General features: G+C 48.9%; 21 protein-coding genes. 5 read left to right on the top strand and 16 right to left on the bottom strand.

Annotated elements, in window-relative coordinates:
• Positions 1-53: 53 nt before the first annotated feature.
• Complete coding sequence (gene eat / locus ASD70_RS10885) at positions 54-1,418, top strand: ethanolamine permease (RefSeq protein WP_046071562.1); 1,365 nt, start codon at positions 54-56, stop codon at positions 1,416-1,418.
• 112 nt (positions 1,419-1,530) lie between these two features.
• Positions 1,531-1,698, top strand: coding sequence for a DUF2897 family protein (locus tag ASD70_RS28300; protein WP_003172675.1), 168 nt, complete (start codon positions 1,531-1,533; stop codon positions 1,696-1,698).
• 8 nt (positions 1,699-1,706) lie between these two features.
• Here ASD70_RS28300 and ASD70_RS10880 read toward each other — a convergent pair whose 3' ends face one another.
• From ASD70_RS10880 to ASD70_RS10865, 4 genes are all read right to left on the bottom strand, one after another.
• The gene (locus ASD70_RS10880) at positions 1,707-2,555 is read right to left on the bottom strand and encodes an urea carboxylase-associated family protein (protein WP_056846419.1); all 849 of its coding nucleotides are present in this window, start codon (positions 2,553-2,555) and stop codon (positions 1,707-1,709) included.
• A 14-nt stretch (positions 2,556-2,569) separates the two neighbouring features.
• Entirely contained in the window at positions 2,570-3,214 is a 645-nt protein-coding gene (locus ASD70_RS10875; RefSeq protein WP_046071560.1) for a GntR family transcriptional regulator, read from the bottom strand.
• 132 nt (positions 3,215-3,346) lie between these two features.
• Positions 3,347-3,679, bottom strand: coding sequence for a ComEA family DNA-binding protein (locus ASD70_RS10870; protein ID WP_046071559.1), 333 nt, complete (start codon positions 3,677-3,679; stop codon positions 3,347-3,349).
• Between the two features lie 136 nt (positions 3,680-3,815).
• The gene (locus ASD70_RS10865; RefSeq protein WP_082363205.1) at positions 3,816-5,963 is read right to left on the bottom strand and encodes an acyltransferase family protein; all 2,148 of its coding nucleotides are present in this window, start codon (positions 5,961-5,963) and stop codon (positions 3,816-3,818) included.
• 433 nt (positions 5,964-6,396) lie between these two features.
• Between ASD70_RS10865 and ASD70_RS28295 the strand changes: the two genes are divergently transcribed.
• The 3 genes from ASD70_RS28295 (at position 6,397) to ASD70_RS10855 (ending at position 9,040) form a co-directional block, all read left to right on the top strand.
• Positions 6,397-7,143: an N-acetyltransferase gene (locus ASD70_RS28295; protein ID WP_081214415.1), complete on the top strand. Its 747-nt coding sequence runs from the start codon at positions 6,397-6,399 to the stop codon at positions 7,141-7,143.
• A 370-nt stretch (positions 7,144-7,513) separates the two neighbouring features.
• Positions 7,514-8,164, top strand: coding sequence for an acetyltransferase (locus ASD70_RS10860; RefSeq protein ID WP_056846417.1), 651 nt, complete (start codon positions 7,514-7,516; stop codon positions 8,162-8,164).
• 21 nt (positions 8,165-8,185) lie between these two features.
• Positions 8,186-9,040, top strand: coding sequence for a 3-hydroxyacyl-CoA dehydrogenase family protein (locus ASD70_RS10855; protein ID WP_056846416.1), 855 nt, complete (start codon positions 8,186-8,188; stop codon positions 9,038-9,040).
• A 69-nt stretch (positions 9,041-9,109) separates the two neighbouring features.
• Here the strand turns inward: ASD70_RS10855 and ASD70_RS10850 are convergent, their stop codons facing one another.
• The 12 genes from ASD70_RS10850 to ASD70_RS10795 form a co-directional block, all read right to left on the bottom strand.
• On the bottom strand, positions 9,110-11,104 hold the full coding sequence (locus ASD70_RS10850; RefSeq protein WP_056846429.1) for a polysaccharide biosynthesis protein: 1,995 nt from the start codon (positions 11,102-11,104) through the stop codon (positions 9,110-9,112).
• 75 nt (positions 11,105-11,179) lie between these two features.
• Positions 11,180-12,358 carry a DegT/DnrJ/EryC1/StrS family aminotransferase gene (locus ASD70_RS10845; protein ID WP_056846415.1) on the bottom strand — a complete coding sequence of 393 codons (1,179 nt, stop codon included), beginning with the start codon at positions 12,356-12,358 and terminating at the stop codon, positions 11,180-11,182.
• A gap of 88 nt (positions 12,359-12,446) precedes the next feature.
• Positions 12,447-13,040 carry a sugar transferase gene (locus ASD70_RS10840; protein ID WP_056846414.1) on the bottom strand — a complete coding sequence of 198 codons (594 nt, stop codon included), beginning with the start codon at positions 13,038-13,040 and terminating at the stop codon, positions 12,447-12,449.
• Positions 13,041-13,143: 103 nt separating this feature from the next.
• Positions 13,144-14,271, bottom strand: coding sequence for a glycosyltransferase family 4 protein (locus ASD70_RS10835; RefSeq protein WP_056846413.1), 1,128 nt, complete (start codon positions 14,269-14,271; stop codon positions 13,144-13,146).
• Positions 14,272-14,274: 3 nt separating this feature from the next.
• A complete protein-coding gene (asnB, locus tag ASD70_RS10830) occupies positions 14,275-16,227 on the bottom strand; it encodes an asparagine synthase (glutamine-hydrolyzing) (protein WP_056846412.1) in 1,953 nt (650 codons plus the stop codon).
• A 105-nt stretch (positions 16,228-16,332) separates the two neighbouring features.
• Entirely contained in the window at positions 16,333-17,412 is a 1,080-nt protein-coding gene (locus ASD70_RS10825) for a glycosyltransferase family 4 protein (RefSeq protein ID WP_056846411.1), read from the bottom strand.
• Positions 17,413-17,495: 83 nt separating this feature from the next.
• A complete protein-coding gene (locus tag ASD70_RS10820) occupies positions 17,496-18,581 on the bottom strand; it encodes an O-antigen polymerase (RefSeq protein ID WP_056846410.1) in 1,086 nt (361 codons plus the stop codon).
• Positions 18,582-18,676: 95 nt separating this feature from the next.
• Positions 18,677-19,588, bottom strand: coding sequence for a glycosyltransferase family A protein (locus ASD70_RS10815; protein ID WP_056846409.1), 912 nt, complete (start codon positions 19,586-19,588; stop codon positions 18,677-18,679).
• A 21-nt stretch (positions 19,589-19,609) separates the two neighbouring features.
• Positions 19,610-20,863, bottom strand: a complete 1,254-nt coding sequence (locus ASD70_RS10810; RefSeq protein WP_056846408.1) for an O-antigen translocase — start codon at positions 20,861-20,863, stop codon at positions 19,610-19,612.
• Complete coding sequence (locus ASD70_RS10805; protein WP_056846407.1) at positions 20,860-21,990, bottom strand: DegT/DnrJ/EryC1/StrS family aminotransferase; 1,131 nt, start codon at positions 21,988-21,990, stop codon at positions 20,860-20,862. The genes ASD70_RS10810 and ASD70_RS10805 overlap by 4 nt, the downstream gene beginning before the upstream one ends.
• A gap of 153 nt (positions 21,991-22,143) precedes the next feature.
• Positions 22,144-22,575, bottom strand: a complete 432-nt coding sequence (locus ASD70_RS10800) for a sugar 3,4-ketoisomerase (RefSeq protein WP_330219684.1) — start codon at positions 22,573-22,575, stop codon at positions 22,144-22,146.
• A gap of 40 nt (positions 22,576-22,615) precedes the next feature.
• Entirely contained in the window at positions 22,616-23,641 is a 1,026-nt protein-coding gene (locus tag ASD70_RS10795) for an NAD-dependent epimerase/dehydratase family protein (protein ID WP_056846406.1), read from the bottom strand.
• Positions 23,642-23,654 lie beyond the last annotated feature (13 nt).

The raw sequence follows: 23,654 nt of genomic DNA, 5'->3' as shown, positions 1-23,654 counted from the left end.
ATGTCCACTGCAACACCCTGAATCATTCCAACCCCTTCAGGGAGCACCCCACCATGACCACACACCTCAAACCCACCTTGGGCACCCTGCATTTATGGGGTATCGCCGTCGGGCTGGTGATCTCCGGTGAGTACTTCGGCTGGAGCTATGGCTGGGGCGTGGCCGGCACCTTGGGCTTCCTGGTGACCTCATTGATGGTCGCCGCGATGTACACCTGCTTTATCTTCAGTTTCACCGAGCTGACTACCGCCATTCCCCATGCCGGTGGGCCGTTTGCCTACAGTCGTCGGGCCTTTGGTGAGAAAGGCGGCCTGATTGCCGGGTTGGCGACCCTGATCGAATTCGTGTTCGCTCCGCCGGCGATTGCCTTAGCCATTGGCGCCTATTTGAACGTGCAATTCCCGGCTCTGGACCCGAAACACGCGGCCGTTGGCGCCTATATTGTGTTCATGGGCCTGAATATCCTTGGTGTAAAACTTGCCGCTACCTTTGAGCTGGTGGTGTGCGTACTCGCCGTCGCCGAACTGCTGGTATTCATGGGCGTGGTCGCCCCGGCGTTCAGCTTCAGCAATTTCGCCCTCAATGGCTGGGCCGGTTCCGACACCTTCGGCGCGCCGGCAATTGCCGGGATGTTTGCTGCGATCCCCTTCGCCATCTGGTTCTTCCTCGCTATCGAAGGCGCGGCCATGGCGGCCGAAGAAGCCAAGGACCCCAAGCGCACGATTCCAAAAGCCTACATCAGCGGCATCCTGACCCTGGTGATCCTGGCCATGGGCGTGATGTTCTTCGCCGGTGGCGTGGGCGACTGGCGCACCTTGTCGAACATCAACGACCCACTGCCCCAGGCGATGAAAACCGTAGTCGGCGAAAGCTCCGGCTGGCTGCACATGCTGGTGTGGATTGGCCTGTTCGGTTTGGTAGCAAGCTTCCACGGCATCATCCTCGGCTACTCGCGGCAGTTCTTTGCCCTCGCCCGCGCCGGCTACCTGCCATCTTTCCTGGCCAAACTGTCGCGTTTTCAGACACCCCACCGCGCCATCATCGCAGGCGGCGTGGTCGGCATCGCCGCCATCTACAGCGATGGCCTGATCAACCTGGGCGGCATGACCCTGACCGCCGCCATGATCACCATGGCCGTGTTCGGCGCTATCGTCATGTACATCATGAGCATGCTCAGCCTGTTCAAACTGCGTAAGACCGAGCCTCTGCTGGAACGCACCTTCCGCGCACCGGGCTACCCCATCGTGCCGGGTATCGCATTGGTACTGGCGGTGGTGTGCCTGGTGGCAATGGCTTGGTTCAATGCGCTGATCGGGTTGATCTTCCTGGGCTTCATGCTGGTGGGCTTCGTCTACTTCCAACTCACCGCACAAGACCGCGCCGATGCCCCCGCGGATGCGATGTTGACAGGACTATAGGGCCTGCGAGGCAGAACGGGCCTACAATGAACTACTCAGAAAGCCCGTAACTCAAAGCAGTTATCACCGTAGGAGAATTCTTCGACGGTCATCTGCCTCAAGGAGAGCCCTTATGCCGTGGTATGCGTGGTTGATTATGGTAGTAGCGATCGGGTCGATCGTCGGTGGGCTGATGATGCTGCGTGACAGCGCCAACAAAGTGGAACTCACCGACGAACAACGCAAACGCGTGGCAGAACGCAATGCCCAGGCAGATGCCAAGGATGCGCAGGATCGCTGAATCTTGAGTTACTCCCAATCCGCCTTGGCAATCTGCAACCCGTGCTGCCCCTTGTAGGCAGCACGTTCCGGTTGGCTCCAGCCGCTCAGTAACCCATCCTCCAATCTGTAGATTTCCACCCCCAACGGACGACAAACCGTTAGCGGGTCCTGCGCATCAGGCCCCCACATTGGCAGCGATAGATCCCCACCCGGGCAGGTCGACAACGCGCACAGCAAATCAATCTCGGCAAAGAACTCCAGGTAATCGCCCTTCTGCGCCGGACAGGCTTTCATAAAGTACATGTCATCGTGATTGAGGCCCGTGCACTGGAAAATATTCAGCACGTCATGCACGTCGAACTCAGTCAGGCCATGAGGCAATACCGCACGGGTCAGGTTCGAGTGGCAGTGGTGATGGAAGTCCTCACCGGTCAGCATACGGTTCACATAAGGGTCGCAACGCGTGCCAAGCAAATCGTGCAGGCGGCCGCCGTGCTCATCGATGCCGTAGTTGGCGAGGCTGTCGTCGGTGATGGTGACCAAGGGTCTTAGAAAGGGCAGGTTCGACCATAGACGGTCGTGAGTGCTGACATGGGCGCCTTGCAATTGCCTCGTGCGCGCAGCCCACAAGCGCTCGCGCGGGTCATTGGCGTTCCATACGTTGAAGTCGCCTACCTGCGGTCCAACTGGTGTGGTCACACGGAACACATGCCCAGCCGGTACTTTCCATGCCCTGCCCGTACGGATCGGTACCTCGAATTGTTCGATCAATGTGCGCTGGGTTTTCTGATCACGAATACGCTGATAGAACGCCGTATCCACCTGCAACGCCGAACCTTTGCTGACCTGGTACGCGGCGGGATAGTCTTTGTACATGGGGCACTCCTCCATCAAGGGTGATCAAACAAGGCGAGGGAAAGGTGTTCAGAATCGTCCAGGTAAAGGCTCATCGCCTCGCTGGCTGCTGGTCTGTTGTGCTCGGCTAATAAGCCGTATATCTCTCGATCGCGCTCCAGCCAGGGCGACTGGAAACGTTGCTCGTCAGGTGCAGCGCAAAACACCAGGCGTAACTGGGCAATCACCTGGGCGAAAAACTCATCGAACAGCGGGCTGCCCATTAACGCAACAATCTGTTGATGGAACACCAGACTGTGGGTGGCCACCGCTCGCCAATCTTCACGCTCACGAGCCAGGGTGGTGGCCTCAATAGCGCTCTGCATACGCCCTGATTGAGCGTCCGTCAGCGGGCCGCTTTGGGCTATGGCCTGCAGTTCCAGGGTGCGGCGGACTACAAACAGATCGCGGACTTCCTCCCGCTCCAGGCGCCGAACCATTACGCCCTTATTACGTACATAGCGAGTAAGGCCCTCCTGGCCCAGACGATGCAGCGCTTCACGGATAGTGTTGCGCGAGGCGTTGTAGGCGGTGACAAGATCCTTCTCGATTAACGGCATACCTGGCAATAACCGCCCACCGATTATGTCGGCACGTAGTTCCAGGGCTATTTGATCGGCTAAAGACATGCTAAGCGTCATCACTACCTCAGGATTGTTGAACAATCATTGAGTTGGATGTAATCACGTTTCATGCCAATGGTGCGCGATGGGCGAGTCCCTGCTAACGGAAAGGCCGGTCAATGACCGGCCTTCTGGGCTGTATCTACATCCTCAATTTATAACCAGCCTGTCGCGATTCTTATCCAGCAACGCCTTGCCGATGCCTTTTACCTCCAACAATTCATCCACGGCCGTGAATGGGCCGTTGCTTTCGCGATAGGCGATGATTGCCTTTGCCTTGGAGGCGCCGATACCAAACAGATCGCGGCGCAGGGTTTCTGCGTCGGCGGCGTTGAGGTTGACCTTGGTGGATTGCTCGGTCTTGGTCATTTGGGCGGAGATAGGGGTTGGAGCTTCCGGCTTGATGAACGGCGCAGCGGTGGTGGCGACGGAGAGGCTGGTGAGGAAGGCGAAGATGAGGGAGGAAATGTAGAGGTTTTGCATTGGTGACGCTCCATGACATCGGTAAGAGAAAAGCAGCTTTTCCGAAGCTGCTTCTCAAACCTAGATGATGTTGGGCGAGAGTCAAAAGTGGCTACGTTACAGAGTGTGATTACTTCTATTCAGCATACACATACTGTCACTCATAACTCATTTTCAGAGGATCAATTTTTTGACTATCAAACGCCCGATGCAACTTGCTCATCACCAATGGCGCAAGTGTACTTCTAGATAAGAATACTGAGGCGACAGCCGTTAAGTGGCCGTAATCAAACGTTACTAGCCCCTCCTTAGGATCTGCGCCTAAATAAGCCAAACATCCTTCACTGTCACAGAACACGTCTCGAGCAGAAAGATAATCAAACCCACCCTGCCCGCTGCCATAGAGCTGTTTAAGAGACTCATCAGTTTCTTGAACTTCCGAAATAAAATGAGTGGTCATCTTACGTGGCGGATCTGGCCAATACTTACGAACGATCAGCTGGTAGAGCGGTCGATTATAGCGAGGCACGGGGCCCACGACAATTAAATCGCCCACGCCATAACTTTTTAGCTGACTCGCCAGCGCCTTTAAGTCATTCGACTTATCCAGTCCAGAAAACTGGGCAACAATCACCACCGCTGGTCTTTTTTCCTTTATCACGCTCAAAGCAAGTGCATTAGACTTTTCACAATTTTTCGCTCTTGGATAATCAGCGTTTGGCAAATAAGCCATGCAGCCAGACGTTGCAACTTGTAAGATCGAAACGTCACTTGGAATTTCTTCACGAAGCCCATGATAAAGTTGTTGTGCATGAGAATCGCCCCAAATCATGACGGAGGTATTAGTCTGTGGCGTATAACACGACTCAGCGATACGCTCGATAGGATCGTTGGTAGGATGACCTTCACGATAGCTATCGAAGTCAAAAAAGTCGCACTCCAAGCGGTACGTTTTTGCAAGACCATGCTTGGCAACATAAGCCTGTTCAGGCCATGAATTCTCAAAGTACTGAGCAAAGGCTTCGCGTTCAGGCATTCGTTCAGGCAGACCATTTTTTATAAAAACAGTACCCCCTGCCACGCCCATAATTACACCGAGCAGTAATAGGATGGCACTGTTTTTCTTGGAGGGAGCGATCGATCGAAACGGCTTTTCTAAAAATAGATAGGTTGCGGCCGCAAGAACAATACTTAATAAAACCGCCGCCAAAACCATTCCAATCGTAGGTATATCAACATTAATGATTTTCAGAAAGGTTAGAATCGGCCAATGCCACAGATAGAGGGGATAACTGATCAAACCCAACCAGACAATTGGCCGAAGCGAGAATAGGCTGCGATTTACCCATGCGTGAGGGCCCGCGAGGATGATCAGCGCAGCGCCCAAAACAGGCGCAACGGCTATGCCTCCCGGAAAAGGCAGCCCCTTATGAATAGTGCAGAGCGCGACGACCAGCAGTAAAAAACCAGCAACAGCAATCGCATTACGAACCAACGGCGCCAGACGCTCAGTCAACTCATTCCTGACGCCACATGACGCCAATGCCCCAGTCAGCGTGCATCTATTGTATAGACTCTCATATGCGAGCAAGCTACCAACCAGCAGCTCCCATGCACGCCCTACCGGCAAATAGAAAGCAGCCGAGGGTTCGCTTTTGACATCGCTGATATTGATACCAAAGGACAACAATACGCATATAATCAATACGTAGAGGGCAAGGCGTCTAACCTTCCATAAGCACAATGCCAAGAGCGGGAAAAGCAAATAAAATTGTTCCTCTATCCCCAGCGACCACAAGTGCAACAGCGGTTTTAATTCGGAAGCGGTATCAAAATACCCTGACTCTTGGAACAATATAATATTTTGAACGAATGCAATCCCGGCCGCGATGTGCTTCCCAACAAACTTGAACTCCACCGCCATCAACAAGAACCAACCAGCTGTAAAGCAGGCAAGCATCATAAGGATCAGCGCTGGGAATATCCGTCTAACTCGACGAATATAGAACTCAACAAAGCTAAAATGCCCCTTATCTAAACTCTTGAAAATTATATTGGAAATCAAGTAACCTGAAATAACAAAAAAAATATCTACGCCTATGAAACCACCCTTTAGCGCCAATGGAAACGCATGAAAAATAACAACCGCCAGAACCGCAAAAGCGCGGAGCCCGTCAACATCTGGACGGTAGTCAATATGCTGATTGTGATGATATGAGAACCGCTCTCGCATAGATGGGTGCGCCGTATTAATTATGGTTATTTTTAAAAATTTTATAGGATTTTCAACCACATGCTTAACCATTGCCGATGGTTCACGTAGGGCATCAAAAATCGGCGTATGTTACGTACCGATAAAGAATGACTCAATGGATATTACGGCCTTTTGTGAAATCTCTACGCTCTCATCTCGAGCGGCACTGGTGCACACCTTCAATGTCCGCTGTCGCACTAGTCTGGACGAACCACCGACACCCAATCTCGCATGATGTGACGGTCTCACAGTCACCGCCCGCCCCGTGTGAAAAAATCGAAGGACAGCAAGCGGTTAGCACTCAAACGGCCACTTATGCCGGAGGAAACGGCAGGAGCGACTCACAGCCCTTCACGGATTACGGCGCCAGCGCTTCATCTCTCCCGACTAATTAGATACTATGATTTTCCGTTAGACGTCAGCTTAGCACATTGATACTGCTACAAAAGCGCCCCTCATATCTTATTTACCAGCGGAAAAATTTATGATACATGCAACCGCAGTTATTGACCCCGATGCAAAAATTGGCAGCAACGTTAAAATTGGCCCCTATAGTATCGTCCATAAAAACGTAACCATCGGCGATGATACAGAAATTGGTGCCTACTGCGAAATTGGCTTACCAACCAAACTGGCAAATGGACGTCCGTTGATTATTGGAAAAGCGTCCATTATTCGTTCACATTGTGTTTTTTATGAAGGGTCTTCGTTTGGTGACAACCTCACGACAGGGCACAGAGTTACAATCAGAGAACTGACTACCGCCGGGGCGGGCTTTCAGATAGGAACACTTGGCGATATACAAGGACACTGCGAAATTGGAAATTACGTAAAATGCCATAGCAATGTCCACATAGGACAACATTCAACAATAGAAAACTATGTATGGATATTCCCCTATGTTGTATTAACCAACGATCCTCACCCGCCGAGCGAAATAATGTCCGGCGTTAAGATCGAAGAGTTTTCGGTGATTGCTACAATGTCCGTCATCCTGCCAGGCGTTACGGTTAAAAGAGGAGCATTAGTCGGTGCGCACAGCTCCGTCAGCCGAGATGTAGCTCAAGATACGGTAGTCGCTGGATCTCCCGCAAAACTGATTTGCAATACTAGCAAAATTAAGCTGAAGGATGGTTCAGGAGAAAGCGCATACCCTTGGCGCAGGCACTTCCATCGCGGCTATCCGAAAGATATCGTGTCCAAATGGATTGAAGAGTTTTCTGAGCAATAAACCCTTTCGTCTACTGGTAGAGCGTGCGCCCCCAGGCTGAGCCCTCGGCATTCCGAACGCACGCCCTCCTAACGATCGACAATTAGAAAACATACCTGAGCTTAAGCAGTGTTATAGGTCACTTTTAACAGACCGCGTTTCTTATCAGTTTTTTGGCCAGCCGGGTGGCACGTGCCAGGGCAGAGGCCTAATAGACCATGCCACTATTCAGCCACCACCCCAAAAGGCGTATAACGAGCGATCGAGAAACCAGCCTGAGTGCCTCAGACAAGCTGTAAAACTCTACTCCTGACACTGACACTGACACTATTCACCTGTAGAATTGCTTGAGCCAAGGTCAATCCTGATTAAGCTTAAGGACCAGCTAAAGATGAAAATTTATGCAATCGTAGGGGCCGGAGGGTTTGGTAGAGAGGTCGCCCCCCTCGTCACTCAAATGACTGAAATATCATCCCACGAAAATTTCGAAATTTTATTCGTGGATGACCATTTTCAAGACAAGGCCATCAACGGTTATACCGTGGTCGATACCGAAAGCTTTATGAAAATGGATGGCGATAAGTTCTTCAACATTACGATCGCCAACAGCAAAACTAGACAGACCATCGCCGAGAGGTTCATAGAACTGGGTGCAAAGCCATTCTCAATCTCAGCATCGAACGCAATTAATCTGAGTCACAACATTATTGGCGAGGGTGCTGTTTTTTGCCCTTTTACTACTGTTACTTCGAACGCAACCATTGGTAAATTTTTTCACGCTAACCTTTACTCATACATTGCGCATGACTGTGTAATCGGTGACTACGTGACGTTTGCCCCCAATGTGCAATGCAATGGAAGCGTCGTAATCGAAAATCATGCCTATATTGGTACTGGCGCGATGATTCGACAGGGCACACCGGATAGGCCAATCGTGATCGGTGAAGGTGCTGTCGTTGGCATGGGTTCAGTAGTGACCAAAAGTGTCGCCCCATACACTACCGTATTTGGAAACCCTGCAAAACCATTGCGGTCTTCCTAAGAGTAAAGGAATATATTTAATATGAAAGAAGTCAAGGTTGCCGTCATCGGCTCAGGCACGATGGGAAAGGGAATCGTCCAAGTACTCGCGCAATCTGATGCGACTGCTTCTATAGTCTGGATAGGCCGCTCTCAAGCAAGCAGTGAAGAAGCTTTTGAAAACCTGAACGCTCTGTGGGAGCGCATGATTAATAAAAAAAGATTAGCGGCAGAAGACGTTTCGAGATTCTCTCAGAAAATCCAGACAGCTCACCACTATGAAGCATTAAAAAATTGTGACTTGATTATTGAAGCTGTTTCCGAGGACATGTCCATAAAACACGGGATATTCCGTGAAATCGCACAGTATGCGGACACTACATCACTAATAGCCTCAAACACCTCATCACTATCAATTACTGAGTTAGCAAGCCTTACAAAAAAACCGGAAAATGTCATAGGCCTGCATTTTTTTAACCCCGCTCCAGTCATGAAGCTTGTCGAAGTAATTGTCGGCCTCTCTACCTGTAAAGAAACCGAAACTTGGGCGTTCAATTTCGCAAAAAGCTTGGGGAAAGAGCCGGTATTGGTTAACGAGGCGCCCGGATTCATTGTCAACAGAATGTTGATTCCGATGATCAACGAAGCTATCGGAATACTCGCAGAAGGCGTCGCCAGTGCCGAGGAGATAGACAAGGCAATGAAGCTTGGCGCAAACCATCCCATTGGCCCTCTTGCCTTGGCGGACTTGATCGGAAATGATGTTAATCTTTCGATTATGGAGACCCTGCACAACGAGACAGGCGATCCAAAATACAGAGCCCACCCTTTACTGAGGAAGATGGTCAGGGCAAACAAGTTGGGGCGAAAGACCAACTCTGGGTTTTACGAATACTAAAAAAACCGGACTATGATGATAGTCCGGTTATTCGTATCCTCGCGCCGTCACGTATTCATGTTCTATACATTAAGGTTCCAAGCGGCGCTGCTGATAAATCCAATCAACAATTTCACCATCAGGTGTGTAGCCACTGACTGTATCTCGAAGCAACTGGCGAACACGAGCGTAATCGTCCTGATCTACTGCCGAAAGTAGCTCTGTCAGCTTGATCTTAAGAACGTCCCAAGCAATGTGATCCTCATTGGCACTCATAATCATAGGGTGCTGTGTGGCAACGACGTTATTGCCTATCAGCAGCTCCTCGTAGAGCTTTTCTCCTGGCCGCAGACCGGTGAACTCAATCGCGATATCGCCGTGGGGATTTTTTTCAGTGCGCAAACTCAACCCTGACAAGTGAATCATTTTTTCGGCCAGCTCGACGATTCTAACCGGTTCTCCCATGTCCAATACAAACACATCTCCGCCCTGCCCCATTGATCCAGCCTGAATTACCAACTGGGCGGCTTCAGGAATAGTCATGAAATAACGGGTGATTTTCGGATGTGTAACGGTGAGCGGGCCACCAGATTTAATTTGCTTGTGAAAGAGTGGAATCACTGAGCCAGACGATCCAAGCACATTGCCAAAACGAACCATGGTGAAGCGCGTTTTATTAACCCGCAGGATCTTTGTCGTATCCCCAAACAAGACAGGTGCCAACTCACGGCTGAGGGCTTGTAATGTCAACTCGGCTAGGCGCTTGGTACTACCCATCACATTGGTCGGTCGCACAGCCTTGTCGGTTGAAATCAATACAAAGTTTGAAACACCGGCCTGCAGCGCTGCTTGGGCAGTATTCAACGTACCGATCACATTATTCATCACACCTTCGGCAATGTTGTGTTCGACCATCGGCACATGTTTATAGGCGGCAGCATGATAAACCGTGTCAACACGCCAGGTTTTCATGACGTCCAGCAACTTGCCCTCATTGCGAACAGAACCCAATATTGGCAACAGACGTACAGAGAGGGATTCACGGGTAATACGCTGCTCGAGCTCTGACAAAATACTGTAGAGATTAAACTCACTGTGCTCAAACAGTAACAACGTGGTAGGACGAAGCGACAAAATCTGCCGGCATAGCTCCGAACCGATTGACCCGCCCGCCCCGGTAACCAGCACACACTGCTCTTTGATGCAGTGCTCCAGCAACTCATCCTGTGCGGGAACAGCATCTCGCCCCAGCAAGTCAGCGATATCCACCTCTTGGATATCATCCACCTTAACCCGCCCACTGGCCAAGTCCATAAACCCTGGCACACTTCGCACGTGCAGCGGAAAACACTCGAGAAACCCCAAAATTTCTCGGCGACGAGCTCGATTTGACGAAGGAATCGCCAGGAGAATTTCCTGAGCGCCAGTAGCATCAATCATTCGCTGAATATGTTTAGGTTTATAGACCTGCAGGCCGGAGATTACTCGATCAGAAATACTAGTGTCGTCGTCAATAAATGCGACAGGTCGCATAACACGCCCCATGCGCAAAGCAGCTACCAACTGATTACCCGCAGCACCTGCGCCATATATGGCCACGCGAGGCAGACCATCTTCACGGCTTGTGAATGGTACATGCTGGGCCGCAGCAAACCAGTCACCTAAGAAATACTGGCGCATTGCCAAGCGCAAACCGCCCACCATGATCAGGCTGAGCCACCAATAGTTGAAAATAATTGAACGCGGCACAACGCTCTGATGGTTGCTGTACCAATAAACAACAAACCCTAGAACTAATGATGAAAGGCTAACGGCTTTGACGATCGCGATAAGGGCATCATTGCCGAAGTAGCGCATTACGGCCCGATACATGCCGAAGCGAATGAACAATGGGACAGCAACGACGGGAGCACATATGAACAACCACAAATGAAGCTTGACCGGATTGCTCATCTCATCCATTCCCAGCCGAACGACAAACGCCAACCACAGCGCGGCCCAGACCAGAACAACATCTGTAGCCACTTGCAAAATACGCTTCTGCCGTCGTGGAAGACTCAACAAATACGTTCGTAAGCTATCCATATATACCTTAAACACCTCTCCGGTACCAACCAAACCGTTCATTCATACACATACGCAGTGACACATCCACAAGTGCTATCCGATCGAAGCCTCTGTAACGACATCGATTATTACTTGGCACGTGAGGTCCATTTCGGCGCGGGTCAACGTTGGGTGCACCAGGAACATCATACTCGTCTCACCCAATTCCTTTGCATTTGCCAGACGCTGAGCAGGTCGCAACCCAGTATTATCGAATGCTTTTTCCAGGTAAACCTCGGAACAAGAGCCTGAAAAAGCGGGGACACCACGTGCCGCGATTTCGCTCAGTATTCGATCCCGAGACCAGCCGTCCTTTAACTGCTCTGGCCGTACAAACACGTAGCATTTATAAGCTGCGTGAACACTATCCTCAGAAAACAGTGGAACCCTTAATGCTGGTAGCTCACGAGCAGCGTCCCATATACGGGTGGCGTTCTGCTCGCGCAGAGCTTGCCACGCCTTCATTCTACGCAACTGAATTCTGCCAATGACAGCTTGGACCTCCAACATCCGCCAGTTGGTACCAAAACTTTCGTGCAGCCAGCGAAAACCGGGGGCGTGTTGACGCTCATAGACAGCTTCCCAACTCTTGCCATGATCTTTATAAGCCCACATATCAACCCAGAGCGTACGGTCGTTAGTGGTCACCATCCCCCCCTCGCCACCCGTGGTCATGATTTTATCCTGACAGAATGACCAAGCACCGACATGCCCGATAGAACCGACCGGACGACCTTTGTAATAAGCACCATGAGCCTGCGCGCAATCCTCAATGACCATCAAATCATGCTGAGCGGCAAGGTCCATGATTGGGTCCATATCGCACGGCCAGCCCGCGAGATGCACACAAATAACTGCACGAGTGCGAGGCGTTAACACCGCTTCAATGGATTGCGCTGTAAAGTTTTGCGAGTCACGATCCACATCGGCAAAAATGGGTGTGGCCCCTGCATTAACGATGCTAGAAACCGAGGCCAGAAACGTTCGCGACGTTACGATGACTTCATCGCCTTCACCTATGCCCAACGCGATGAGGGCCAGGTCCAGCGCAACGGTGCCGTTGGCAAGTGCAATCGCGTAATCGGTGCCTGACCAAGAGGCAAACTCGCGCTCAAACTGGCGAGCTTCCTGCCCAGTCCAATAGTTGACCTTGTTGGACAGTATGACATCACGAACGGCGTTGGCCTCTTCTTCGGTGAACGAGGGCCAGGGGGAAAATGATGTTCCCAACATAAATAACACCTTAAATTTTATCAAGACAAAGTTAAGAAACTCAAACGCTTGGTCAGAATATCCCTTCCACCCAAGCTCCCCCGCTTATTTATTTGGATCCCGTAAACTTACTCATGGTAGCTTCGCCATCAGCGTTGATTCCATCCCTGACGACAACCTTTTTGATCGTCAGTATAATAATTTTCAGGTCAAGCCATAGCGAATTATTATCCACATACCAAACATCCAGCTTGAATTTCTCTTCCCAGCTTACCGAGTTTCTACCGTTGACTTGAGCCCAGCCGGTTACCCCAGGCCTTACGCAATGACGGCGATACTGTTCGGCGCTGTACAGCGGCAAATACTCCATAAGAAGAGGCCTGGGTCCGACCAAGCTCATGTCTCCTTTCAGAACATTCAGCAAACCTGGCAACTCGTCCAAACTACTGGAGCGCAAGAAGCTTCCGAAGAGTGTCATACGCTGCGCGTCAGGCAACGGATTGCCATGCTGGTCGACAGCGTCAAGCATCGTCCGGAACTTCATCATTTTGAAAGGTTTGGCATTTAAACCGGGTCTTATTTGACTAAACAACACTGGAGAACCGAGCTTTCGTTTGACCAGCCATGCGACTATGATCATGACGGGGCCAAATAAAATCAGGCCACACACGGAAGCAAAAATATCAAATGAACGTTTAAGCATTTTTATCTCAACAAAGATTATAGTCAGGCTTCAACGCTATTGCAGCACCTTTCACTGAGGCCTTCAGGCAAAGTCAATAAACGAATTAGCATTTCCAATACTGTTAAATACCCATTCCCTGCAACATAACAGCGTTAACTTTTTTAACGTCATACTTAAGCTCCGCCAACGTCCGAGATTTTTTTCCCATACTCGAAATAAGCTCTGACGAGTTAATAAACTTCAACATCGCAGAGGTGAGCCTTTCGACATCCTTAACCGGTATCAAAAAACCATTTTCCCCATCAGCCACTGTTTCGCGACAACCAGGAGCGTCCGTGGTGATAACAGGTCTGCCCATTGCCATGGCCTCAAGAACGGTGCGAGGCGTTCCCTCTCTATAAGATGGCAATACATAAACAGACGAGTCTGCAATTGCCGGCCTGACATCCTGCAAGCGACCTAGGAACTCCAATGTACCATCACCGACCCACGCATCCAGTTCTTCTTGCAGAATCGCATCAGGATTTTCATCGATCCATCCAACGACCTTGAACACGACATGTTCATACTCAGCCTTTATGGCCCTCGCGGCACCGACAAACTCACGCACGCCTTTGTCGCCGAGGAGCCGGGCAATCAAGAGAAAGCTGATTTTTCCAGGTAGGGGGACGACATTAAAGTCGCCCAAATCAACACCCGAACCGTTCACTACAGTAGAAGGCGTTTCAGATCCGATCAGTCTGAGTTGTTGGAATAACGCCTGGTCATCGGGGTTCTGAAAGAAAACTCGGGTCGCAGATCGCAGGGATACAGCATACAAACGTTGCACTAAGGCACGAAGCAAACCACGGCGCTCCCCTTCCCCATTACTCGATCCCTGAAATGCATAACCTAGACCGGTAATCAGCGCAAAACGCCGGCGAACTTTCATCAATCGAGCCGCGAGCAAACCATAGATAACCGGCTTCACCGTATAAGCTAAGACGGCATCTGGTTTCACACGCGCTATCAACTTACAAAGCGAAATGAGGGTGAAAAAGTCGGCAAAAGGGTTCATGCCGACTCTGCGCAGCGGAATTTCGTGCACGATCATGCCTTTCTCTTCCAGACGCATCCTCACAGAGCTATCCGAAGAAAGATCCGGCGCCGCGACATGCACGGTCAGGCCTCTAGCAAGCAACGCGTCCAATAAAGGCCCGCGAAAGTTGATCAAAGAATCAGGATAGCTGGCGATTAATAGAAAATTCATGTTTTATTGCTCTTCCAGCCAAGCTTGAAACATAAGAATATCCCACAAGTGATGCTGCCAATTTCTACGTCCGCTCAAGTGTTCCGCCCACTTTTTCCGGACGGGCTCAGGATGAAAGTACCCCTCTCGACGCAAGCGTCCTTCATCGAGAAGATTCTCCGCCCATTCTCTCAAAGGCCCTCTGAGCCAACTGTCCAGTGGGATACCAAAGCCCTGCTTAGGGCGCTCAATAAGCTCTTTAGGCACATAGCGATATAAAACCTCCCGCAATAACCATTTGCCCTGATTATCCCGGATTTTCAGGTCCAGAGGCATGCGCCAAGCTAGCTCAATAACTCGATGATCAAGCATTGGTACGCGCGACTCCAGACTGACGGCCATCGATGCGCGGTCTACCTTGACCAGAATATCGTCGGTCATATAAGTCTGCATGTCCATCGCCATCATCCAATGCTCAAAGCTATCGGTTACAGGCCATGTGACTTTGTCGGTGAATAGCGTTTCCGGTTCATGCGCTCCGATTACAACACTAGCAGGGTCGTCCCAATGGCTGTTCAGTTGATGATAAAAGTCTTCGCCACTGGCAATACCGAGTACCGAGGCCAGTTTATGCGCTTTATCTCCGGGGGTCGCTAGGTGCAAGCGTTTGGGCAGCATAGGCTTACTCAACTGAAACAATTGATCCCATGCACTCGGCGATAAAGCACGCAGCATTTTAGCAGTCGCACTGCGCGCAAAACCGGGCAAGCGATGCATTTTCTGCCAGACCTGCCGCGCTGTTAGATACCGGTTATAGCCACCGAACAGCTCATCACCGCCATCACCGCTAAGTACAACGGTAACCTCTCTCCTGGCCATATGACTGACCAAGAATGTCGGAATTTGCGAACTATCACTAAACGGCTCGCAGTACATGGATGCAAGCTTTGGGATAACCGCGAGGGCATCATTGGGGCGCACGTAGAGCTCCGTATGCTGTGTTCCCAAGTGCTTTGCCACGGCCTTCGCATGGACCGCCTCGTCATAACCACTTTCGTCAAAGCCAATGGTAAAGGTACGAACAGATTGTTTGCTTTGGGCCTGCATCAACGCAACAACTGTGCTGCTGTCGACGCCACCACTCAAGAACGCACCGAGTGGAACATCAGCCAACATCTGCTGCCCGATACTTAGTCGGAGCTGATTCTCCAGTGCGTCGGTCGCTTCCTTCGGCGAACCCTTAAAAGGATTAGCCAGCCCTGCAGTAACGGCATCGTTGACCGACCAGTAGGCTTGAGATACGGAACCCTTTGCAGCGGCAATATCACTCAGGCTCAAAGACACGTAGTGCCCAGCACGGAGTTTTGAAATGCCCTTATAAATACTGTAAGGCGCGGGAATACAATTATGGCGTAACATAAGAGAGAGCGAATTACGGTCGATCTCGGCTTTAAACTCCGGATACGCCTTCACCGCACTCAACTCAGATCCAAATAGCAAAGTATTATCCTGCCACCCCCAATAAAGAGGCTTCTCGCCCACTCGATCACGAGCCAGAGTCAATACCTGCTCTTGCCTATCCCAAAGCGCAAACGCGAACATGCCGACCAGCGACTTCAGCGCGTTCTCGATGCCCCACCGAGCAAGACATGCCAACAAGACTTCGGTATCGGAATGGCCCGCCCAAGGAGTACTACTACCTTCTGACTCAAGTTGATTGCGCAACGCGAGATGATTATAGATCTCTCCATTGAAAGCCAAGACATAGCGCTGGTCGTGGGAATGCATCGGCTGGTGGCCCGCGCTGGTGAGGTCAACAATCGCCAGTCGTCTGTGTCCCAACGCAAGTCCAATGTCATCAATCCAAATACCCGAATCATCAGGCCCGCGATACGCTATGGCATCGTTCATTTTGGAGATAACATCGTGAAGCTCAGCGCGCTTGGACGGATCGAAAAGACCGCTTAATCCACACATTTTAATTAATCCCGATTAAGGCCGCGAAAGTAAGCGCGAGAGAAGCCTTGATAATTAAATTGAGATAACAAGACCATCGGCAACAGTACCCAAGAACTTATTACACTAACCTGCCCGACTGGCCGCCACGGCGAGTATATCTCTGATTCGCGGAGCTTGAACTTGCACCGAAAAGACATTTTCTACTGCATGCCGCCCTTTGCTGCCATAAAAAAGACGTAAATCCCGATCGCCCAGGAGTGTATGAAGACAGCGATGCCAATCCGACATGTCTGTTGCTAACATTCCACACTGGTTGCTTTCAACAATATCAACATTCACACCCACGGGTGACGCAATAACCGGCACTCCGCAAGCCATATATTGAATTAGTTTATACCCACACTTTCCCTTTTCCCAAAGTCCATCAATCAGTGGCATGATTCCGATATCGAGTGCCTGAACAAACCCTGTCTCCGCATATTCGCTCCACGCTTGGACCTCCACGTCAATACCCTCAAGTTCGTTGATAACGCCCTCACTAGCCCCCATCAAAACTACGCGAGCACCATAAGTTTCACATGCTAACCTGAGAGCATCTCGAATTTGGACGACATATTTTTCAGTTGACGGGGAACCAATCCAGCCTATTACTAATTTCTTATTAGGGGGTGTAAGTGTGCTCGCGTAGCGAGAATGATCGACCACAGTCGGTATCACCTCAACATTAGCCGCTCCCGCTTTTATCGCGCGTTCCGCAAGATAGGCGTTGCCTGCAACTACACATCCTGCATGACGCATCACTGTGTCAATCTTGGAACCTAAAAGAACCCGGACCAAAGCATTCGAAGAAAGATCATAAGTGTGAAAAACCGCGTCATCGTAATCAACGATATACGGAATACCGAACAACTTTAACAACCTTTCAGCGAAGGCAGGGCAAAATGGAAATATCTCCTTTTCGATCCACACAACGTCATAGCGCGCCGCCTTGAACAGCAGAGCGAAACGCAAAATATATTGCTTAAACGTTAAAACAAACGATCTGCCGTTTCCCCGATAAAGGTTTTCAAGATACTTATCATCAAACAACGTCTGAATATCAACTTGCGACCCTTCAGCCTCCAAAAAAGGCAAAAACTGAAGCGTTCGAAGACGCGTACTGGCTCCCATACGAGAATATTTTGGAAGTAATAAAATTTTCATTTCGATCTCAACAGCTCAAATAATTTTACGGTTATCCGTTGCGTAGCCAATCGCGCCTGGAGCTCACTCACGGGATGCAATGATCACGGGGATATTTTCTGCCCACTCGGGTGAAGGAACCTCCCCGCAAAGAGAGGAAAAAGTATTGCCATTAAATATAAATAGGTAGTCAATGAAAATTGCCATGCATAAAACATCATGATCAACGCATACATAAAACAGCTAAGAACTGCCAAGTAATATCCTTTTCTCTTAACTGCAAAAACCCGAAGAATCGCAAAAAAAGCACCGACAATTGCCATACATATTATGACAGCCGGTAGCCCACCGAATAAGTATGGAGACGCTGCATAGGTAAGAACATTGAAGTCTTTATCAGTTAGACCAAGATCAAGAGGCGGACAAGAGTATAATCCCAACGACATCAGATCAATAAATTTCCCAAACACCAGATCAGCACAACCTAAATAGTCCTTACCCTCTGTCCATTGTGAAAAGGCTGTCACAGCATACCCCAGGTACAACAGGATAAAGTCATACCCCTTATCTCCACCAGTTTTCCCGGTTCCGACGGCAACGATGATGAACAAACCTATTAAAACGGCTAAAGACAGCAGTAGCCCCTTCAGCCTTATCCACCCCTCGTTGATGGCGGTATAACCCACAGCGACAAATATAAACATCATACTTGTTCTCTCCGCCATACTGAAAGCCGAGGTCAAATAAATAAGCGCTGCTACTAGGCAAGGTAAAGCTCGTTTTTGCTGTGCGTAGTAAAGCGACAAACACAGTGCGAACAGAGCAAAGTGCTGAGCCCCATAAGAGGGCTGGTGCTCCCAAGTATTCGCGATTCTCAACGCTAACAAAACGCTACCATAATTTCCGTTATAGCCGAACGCATAAATCTTGTAAAGAGACAGTACTAAACCAAAAAAAGCACAAAGCCAATAGAGTTGGATAATTATTCTATAGGGTGAGATCAGCTCAGACTTGGGATGCGGGATACCGCCTAAATACAACGATACATATACAAGCATGTAAACGATTACAAAAGATAGAACGCCCAACAAATAAACACTGTGCCCCCACTCCCAAGGCTGCTCAAGAGCCAACAAGTTAGCGCAATACATTAGCAGAGTAATGAACAGTAAGACGAAGACAGGTGACACTAAGGCATTCTTAAAAAATAATCTCAATTAAACCACCGCCTAACAACTACTAGTAAAACCAAAGGTGTAGGCAAGCTCAGTACCGAGCTCAGCTATCAATTAGACTTTCTTGCTACTCTCTTTCCCACCAAACTTATCGCAGCCGGTATGGCCGCAACAACGTGCATAAATTTTGACGATCGGAGCATTACGAGTGCTGTGGCGAAGTCACCGTTCTTCAAAGCCGAAATGACATAAGAAGCCAAGATACGGCCAATTGCTTTGCGCTGTATATAATCCGGAGCAAGTTCCTCCATCAACTCACGCACCATAAAATACTGCCTCTTTACATTTTTATAACTATTAGATTCGTGTTGCCGATACCCAACAACACTTACCTCAGGTGCAAAAAGAAAATCCACATCGCGAATAGGGAAATGCGTTAACAACTTTATAAAAGTAGGATAATCGTCTAACATTAACTTCGGATCCCAGCCACCAATTGCTCTCAAAGAGTCAGTTTTAAAAACGGTAGATTGCAATAGTATTGGAGAGGGGTAATTCAAGAAAATACTGCGACTCATTGCATCAGGGCTCAGACTAAAGAAATCATCCTGAGCAACCCCGTATATGGGCACTCTATTTTCAGGTGTTTTATCAAAGAAAGCATAACCGCCACCGATACAGAATTTCGCGTTCGGACTTGCGATTAACTTATCGACACATTTTTTTATCCCGGCCGGCTCTGGGATGTCATCAGATGCAACTAGGTAAATAAACTCCATATCTGCCCTCGCTAATCCGAGGTTCAGTGATGAAACAAGCCCCCCGTTTGGCTTGGATATAAACTCGATAGTACTATCGGATAAGCTTGAAATAAAGGATTCAATGGCTTCGCCAGAACCATCTGTAGAGCCATCGTCAATTACAACAACTTTCCGCCCTGGCAAATCGACTGCCAGAGCGGCCTTAATGCAACCAAACACATAATTAATATGATTATACGAAGGTATCACAAGCGTAATCATGCTTAGCTCATTTATAAATATTTATTGAACTGCCTTCAATTTGCGTGACATGCAAACACCCATAACAACCCAGTACGCCGCGTAATTGATTGCGTAGGCTACTGTCACACCCTGCAACCCTAGTTCATTGGTAAACAGCCAAGACAACAATACGAAAGAAGTAGAAAAAATAACTTCTGTGATCATGAAAAGCTTGAACATTGCTTTCCCAAGCATCAAGTAGGCTATAACCCAACTTCCGATCTTCAATGTATCGCCTAGCATCTGCCAGGCAAATAGATCAGTCATCGGCAAGAATTCAGGAGTAAAAAGCAGCTTCACGATCATTTCGCGAAAAAGATAGATTATCAGAGCACCCGCCGCAGTGAGAGGCAATATTATTTTATACCCACTCACAATTTCGGCCCTTATATCTTCCGACTTTTTCAACTCGGAGAACTTAGGTAAATAATAAACACTTAGCGTTGTGGTGATCAGCATAAGATAAGCGCCACTTAACCGCGTCAACGCCTCCCAATAACCGGCCGCCTCCCACCCGAAGCTCTCGCCCAAGTGATTTCGAACCAGAATTTGACTAATGGGCACACACGCCACAGAGGTGAGTGACATCGCCGTATACTTAGCCAAATTTCGAGCCACACCGAAATCAATTCGTCCGATAAAATATCGAATCTTGAACCAAGGAGCTGTATAGCAGAGAAAAACTGTAACAAAGAAACTCAACGACTGATAAACCGCCAATGCTACCAACGCGCCATACAGCCCCCACATAATCGCCATATACGCTGTAACGGCCAGAGCAAAAAGGCTCCCCGCAATATTTGATATAACATACCGAGGAATTTCTTTCTTACCGTTTAGTACTGCAAGCAATAAAGTATTCAGAACAAACAACACTAAAGTTGCTGAAAACCAAACAAATACACCGCCAAACGCACGATCTTTCAAAAAAGCCAAAGATAAATTTTCATTAAAAACGGTCACGAGCACGCCGGTCACCAGCGCTCCGATCACGGAAATGCTGCCAGCCGTGCGCCACACCGTGCGCTGCCGCTCTTCATCTTCATGATACTCAGCGGTGTATTTAGTGACTCCTGCGTTAATTGCGCCACTTGCAAACGTTGTGATCATCTGCACTGCATTTTGAAACTGGCCAAGCGCAGCATAGCCTACAGGTCCGACGTATACCGCAAGAATTTTATTTATACATAATAGTGTGACCATGCGTACAACTACTGCTATACCATTCAATAGACTGGTTTTAAGAAACGTCATTCTACCGTGGCGCCGTTAAAACTATTACATGCGTCGATAACGACGGAAACGTCGTCCATACTCATCGTCGGTCCAATCGGGAGACTAATGACCTCGGCGTGCATGCGCTCGGTGATATCAAAATTCAATTCATCCCATTCGGCATAAGCCTTCTGTTTGTGCGGAGGAATAGGATAATGAATTAGCGTCTCCACGCCCTTAGCACGTAAATGATCTTGAAAAGCAGTTCGGTTTTGACAACGAACAACAAACAGATGCCAAACATGCTCCAAGAAGGAGGTGGCATCAATAGACTTTTCAAGCGGCAACTTCAACGCTTGGTTTTCTATACCAGCCATGTAGGCAGCTGCAATACTGCGACGCACACTCGTATCTTTTTCCAAGTGGCCCAGCTTCACACGTAACATTGCGGCTTGCAACTCATCCAAGCGACTGTTCACGCCTTTGTAGATATTATTATATTTTGATTTCGACCCATAATTCCCTAAGGCTCGAATAGTTTCAGCGAGCTCATCATCATCTGTGGTTACAGCACCAGCATCTCCTAAGGCACCAAGATTTTTACCCGGATAAAAGCTGAATGCTGAAGCGCTTCCCCAGCTACCTGTCTTTTTACCTTTCACGCTTGCACCGTGTGCTTGCGCCGAGTCCTCCAGTACCAACAGACCATATTTTTGTGCGAATTCATTAATAGCTGGCATATCGCAAATTTGCCCATAAAGATGTACCGGCAATATCAACCTCGTGCGATCGGTGAGAGCGCCTTCTAATTTCGTAGGACACAAGTTGAAGGTAGTGTCGTCAGGTTCTACTAACACCGGAACCAAACCGTTCTCCGTAATCGATAGAATACTCGCAATGTAGGTATTAGCCGGAACGATGACTTCATCACCCTGCTTAAATCGCCCAAGCACTTTCCAAGCTCGTATGGTCAATGTCAGAGCGTCCAACCCATTTGCCACACCAATGCAGTGCTTTACACCACAATACGCTGCAAACTCAGCCTCGAACGCCGCTACTTCTCGACCCGATATATACCAACCAGAATCAATAACCCGAGTACATGCCTCAATTAACTCCGAACGCAGCGCGGCGTTAATGCTTTTCAAATCGAGAAAATTTACCATCTTTATATAACCTGATTAGTTTCTAAGGCGGCGAACAAGACAAGTATACAACCGCTGATGTAATACAACACACTGTATAAACTTATAACAATTTGCACATCACCATATCAATATCGCGCATGAGTTCACAAGTTTAAACGATGGCAAGGTAACTTAACACTGCAAAGAGGTTGCTATTCTAGACTGGCGTGTAATAGCTAAAAACTCTTCGTAGTTTCGAATGTAATCTGCTTCATCATAAGGTGCGCTTGCCAAGACAAGTAGTACACACTGCTCACTGAAGTCATGCATTTCACGCCACATGCCACCTTCAATCAAAATCCCTTTTGTTGCGCAATCCAGCCAAACATCCTCTCGCGTCACACCATCATCCAATACCATACGGCACTTGCCGACAAGGCATATAGCGACTTGTTGCAAGTTCCGATGGGCATGGTAGCCGCGACTTACGCCTTCAGCCGTTCGATATATATAGTAAACACGTTTTATCTCAAACGGAACGACCTTACCTTGCTCGATCGAAACCAGACTGCCTCGCTCATCACCTAACGTCTGGAAATCTATCCATTTAATAAGACTCATCATACCCTCTCGTAACCATTAGCAGGCTATATATCCTTCGACATCACTTTAGAAAAGTGACATACCACGGCATCGCCTTTGCCACACCATGCTCAATCAAATAGGCCGGTGAGTAACCAAGACTGGTTTTTATTTTTCCAATGTCAGCTTGAGAGTGCCTCACGTCACCAGCACGAAAATCTCTATATATCGGATCCTTCAGATAATCAACACCATTTGCCGCAAGCTCTTTTTTTAGAGCGTAAAACAGCGTATTAAGTGTCGTGCGACCACTGACAGCAACATTATAAATCTGGTTGCGAACAGCTTGGTCGACCGCAGTAGCCGCCAACAAATTGGCTTGAACAGTATTCTCTATAAAGCAAAAATCGCGACTTGTTTCACCATCACCATTTATAAAGATGGTTTCGCCTTTAATCATGGAGGCCGCCCATTTCGGGATAACAGCCGCATAGGCACCGTCTGGATCCTGCCGTTTCCCGAACACATTAAAGTAACGCAGGCCAATGGTATTAAAGTCATAGCAGCGCGCGAACACGTCAGCATATAATTCGTTGACATATTTTGTCACCGCATAAGGCGACAACGGACTACCGATCACATCTTCAACTTTCGGCAACCCTGGGTGATCACCGTAAGTAGAACTGCTAGCGGCGTAGGTAAAACTTTTGACCTTAGCATCCCGTGCAGCCACCAACATATTCAGAAAGCCGTCAATATTAGTTTGGCTTGTAGTTATCGGATCATTTAGGGAGCGAGGCACGGAACCAAGAGCAGCTTGGTGAAGCACATAATCGACGCCAGAACAAACCTCGTGGCAGACATCCAAATTTCGGATATCACCGTTAAAAAATTTGAACCTGAGCCACTGTTTTTCATCGACGCTCTGCTTTACCTCATCGAGATTCCGCTGGTGTCCTGTAATAAAACTGTCAAGGCCGACCACGTACTGATCCAACTTCAAAAGCGTCTCGAGCAAGTTCGAACCGATAAAACCAGCGACTCCGGTAACAAGCCAAACTTTTGGCTCATTTGGAAGGTTTTTCAAGAGTATTTCGTAACGCGTCATAGGGTCCACTTCG

The organism is Pseudomonas sp. Root569 (genome assembly GCF_001427465.1).
Lineage (GTDB): Bacteria > Pseudomonadota > Gammaproteobacteria > Pseudomonadales > Pseudomonadaceae > Aquipseudomonas > Aquipseudomonas synxantha.
Note: the sequence above shows the minus strand (reverse complement) of the source record. Positions and strands in the feature narration are given on the sequence as shown.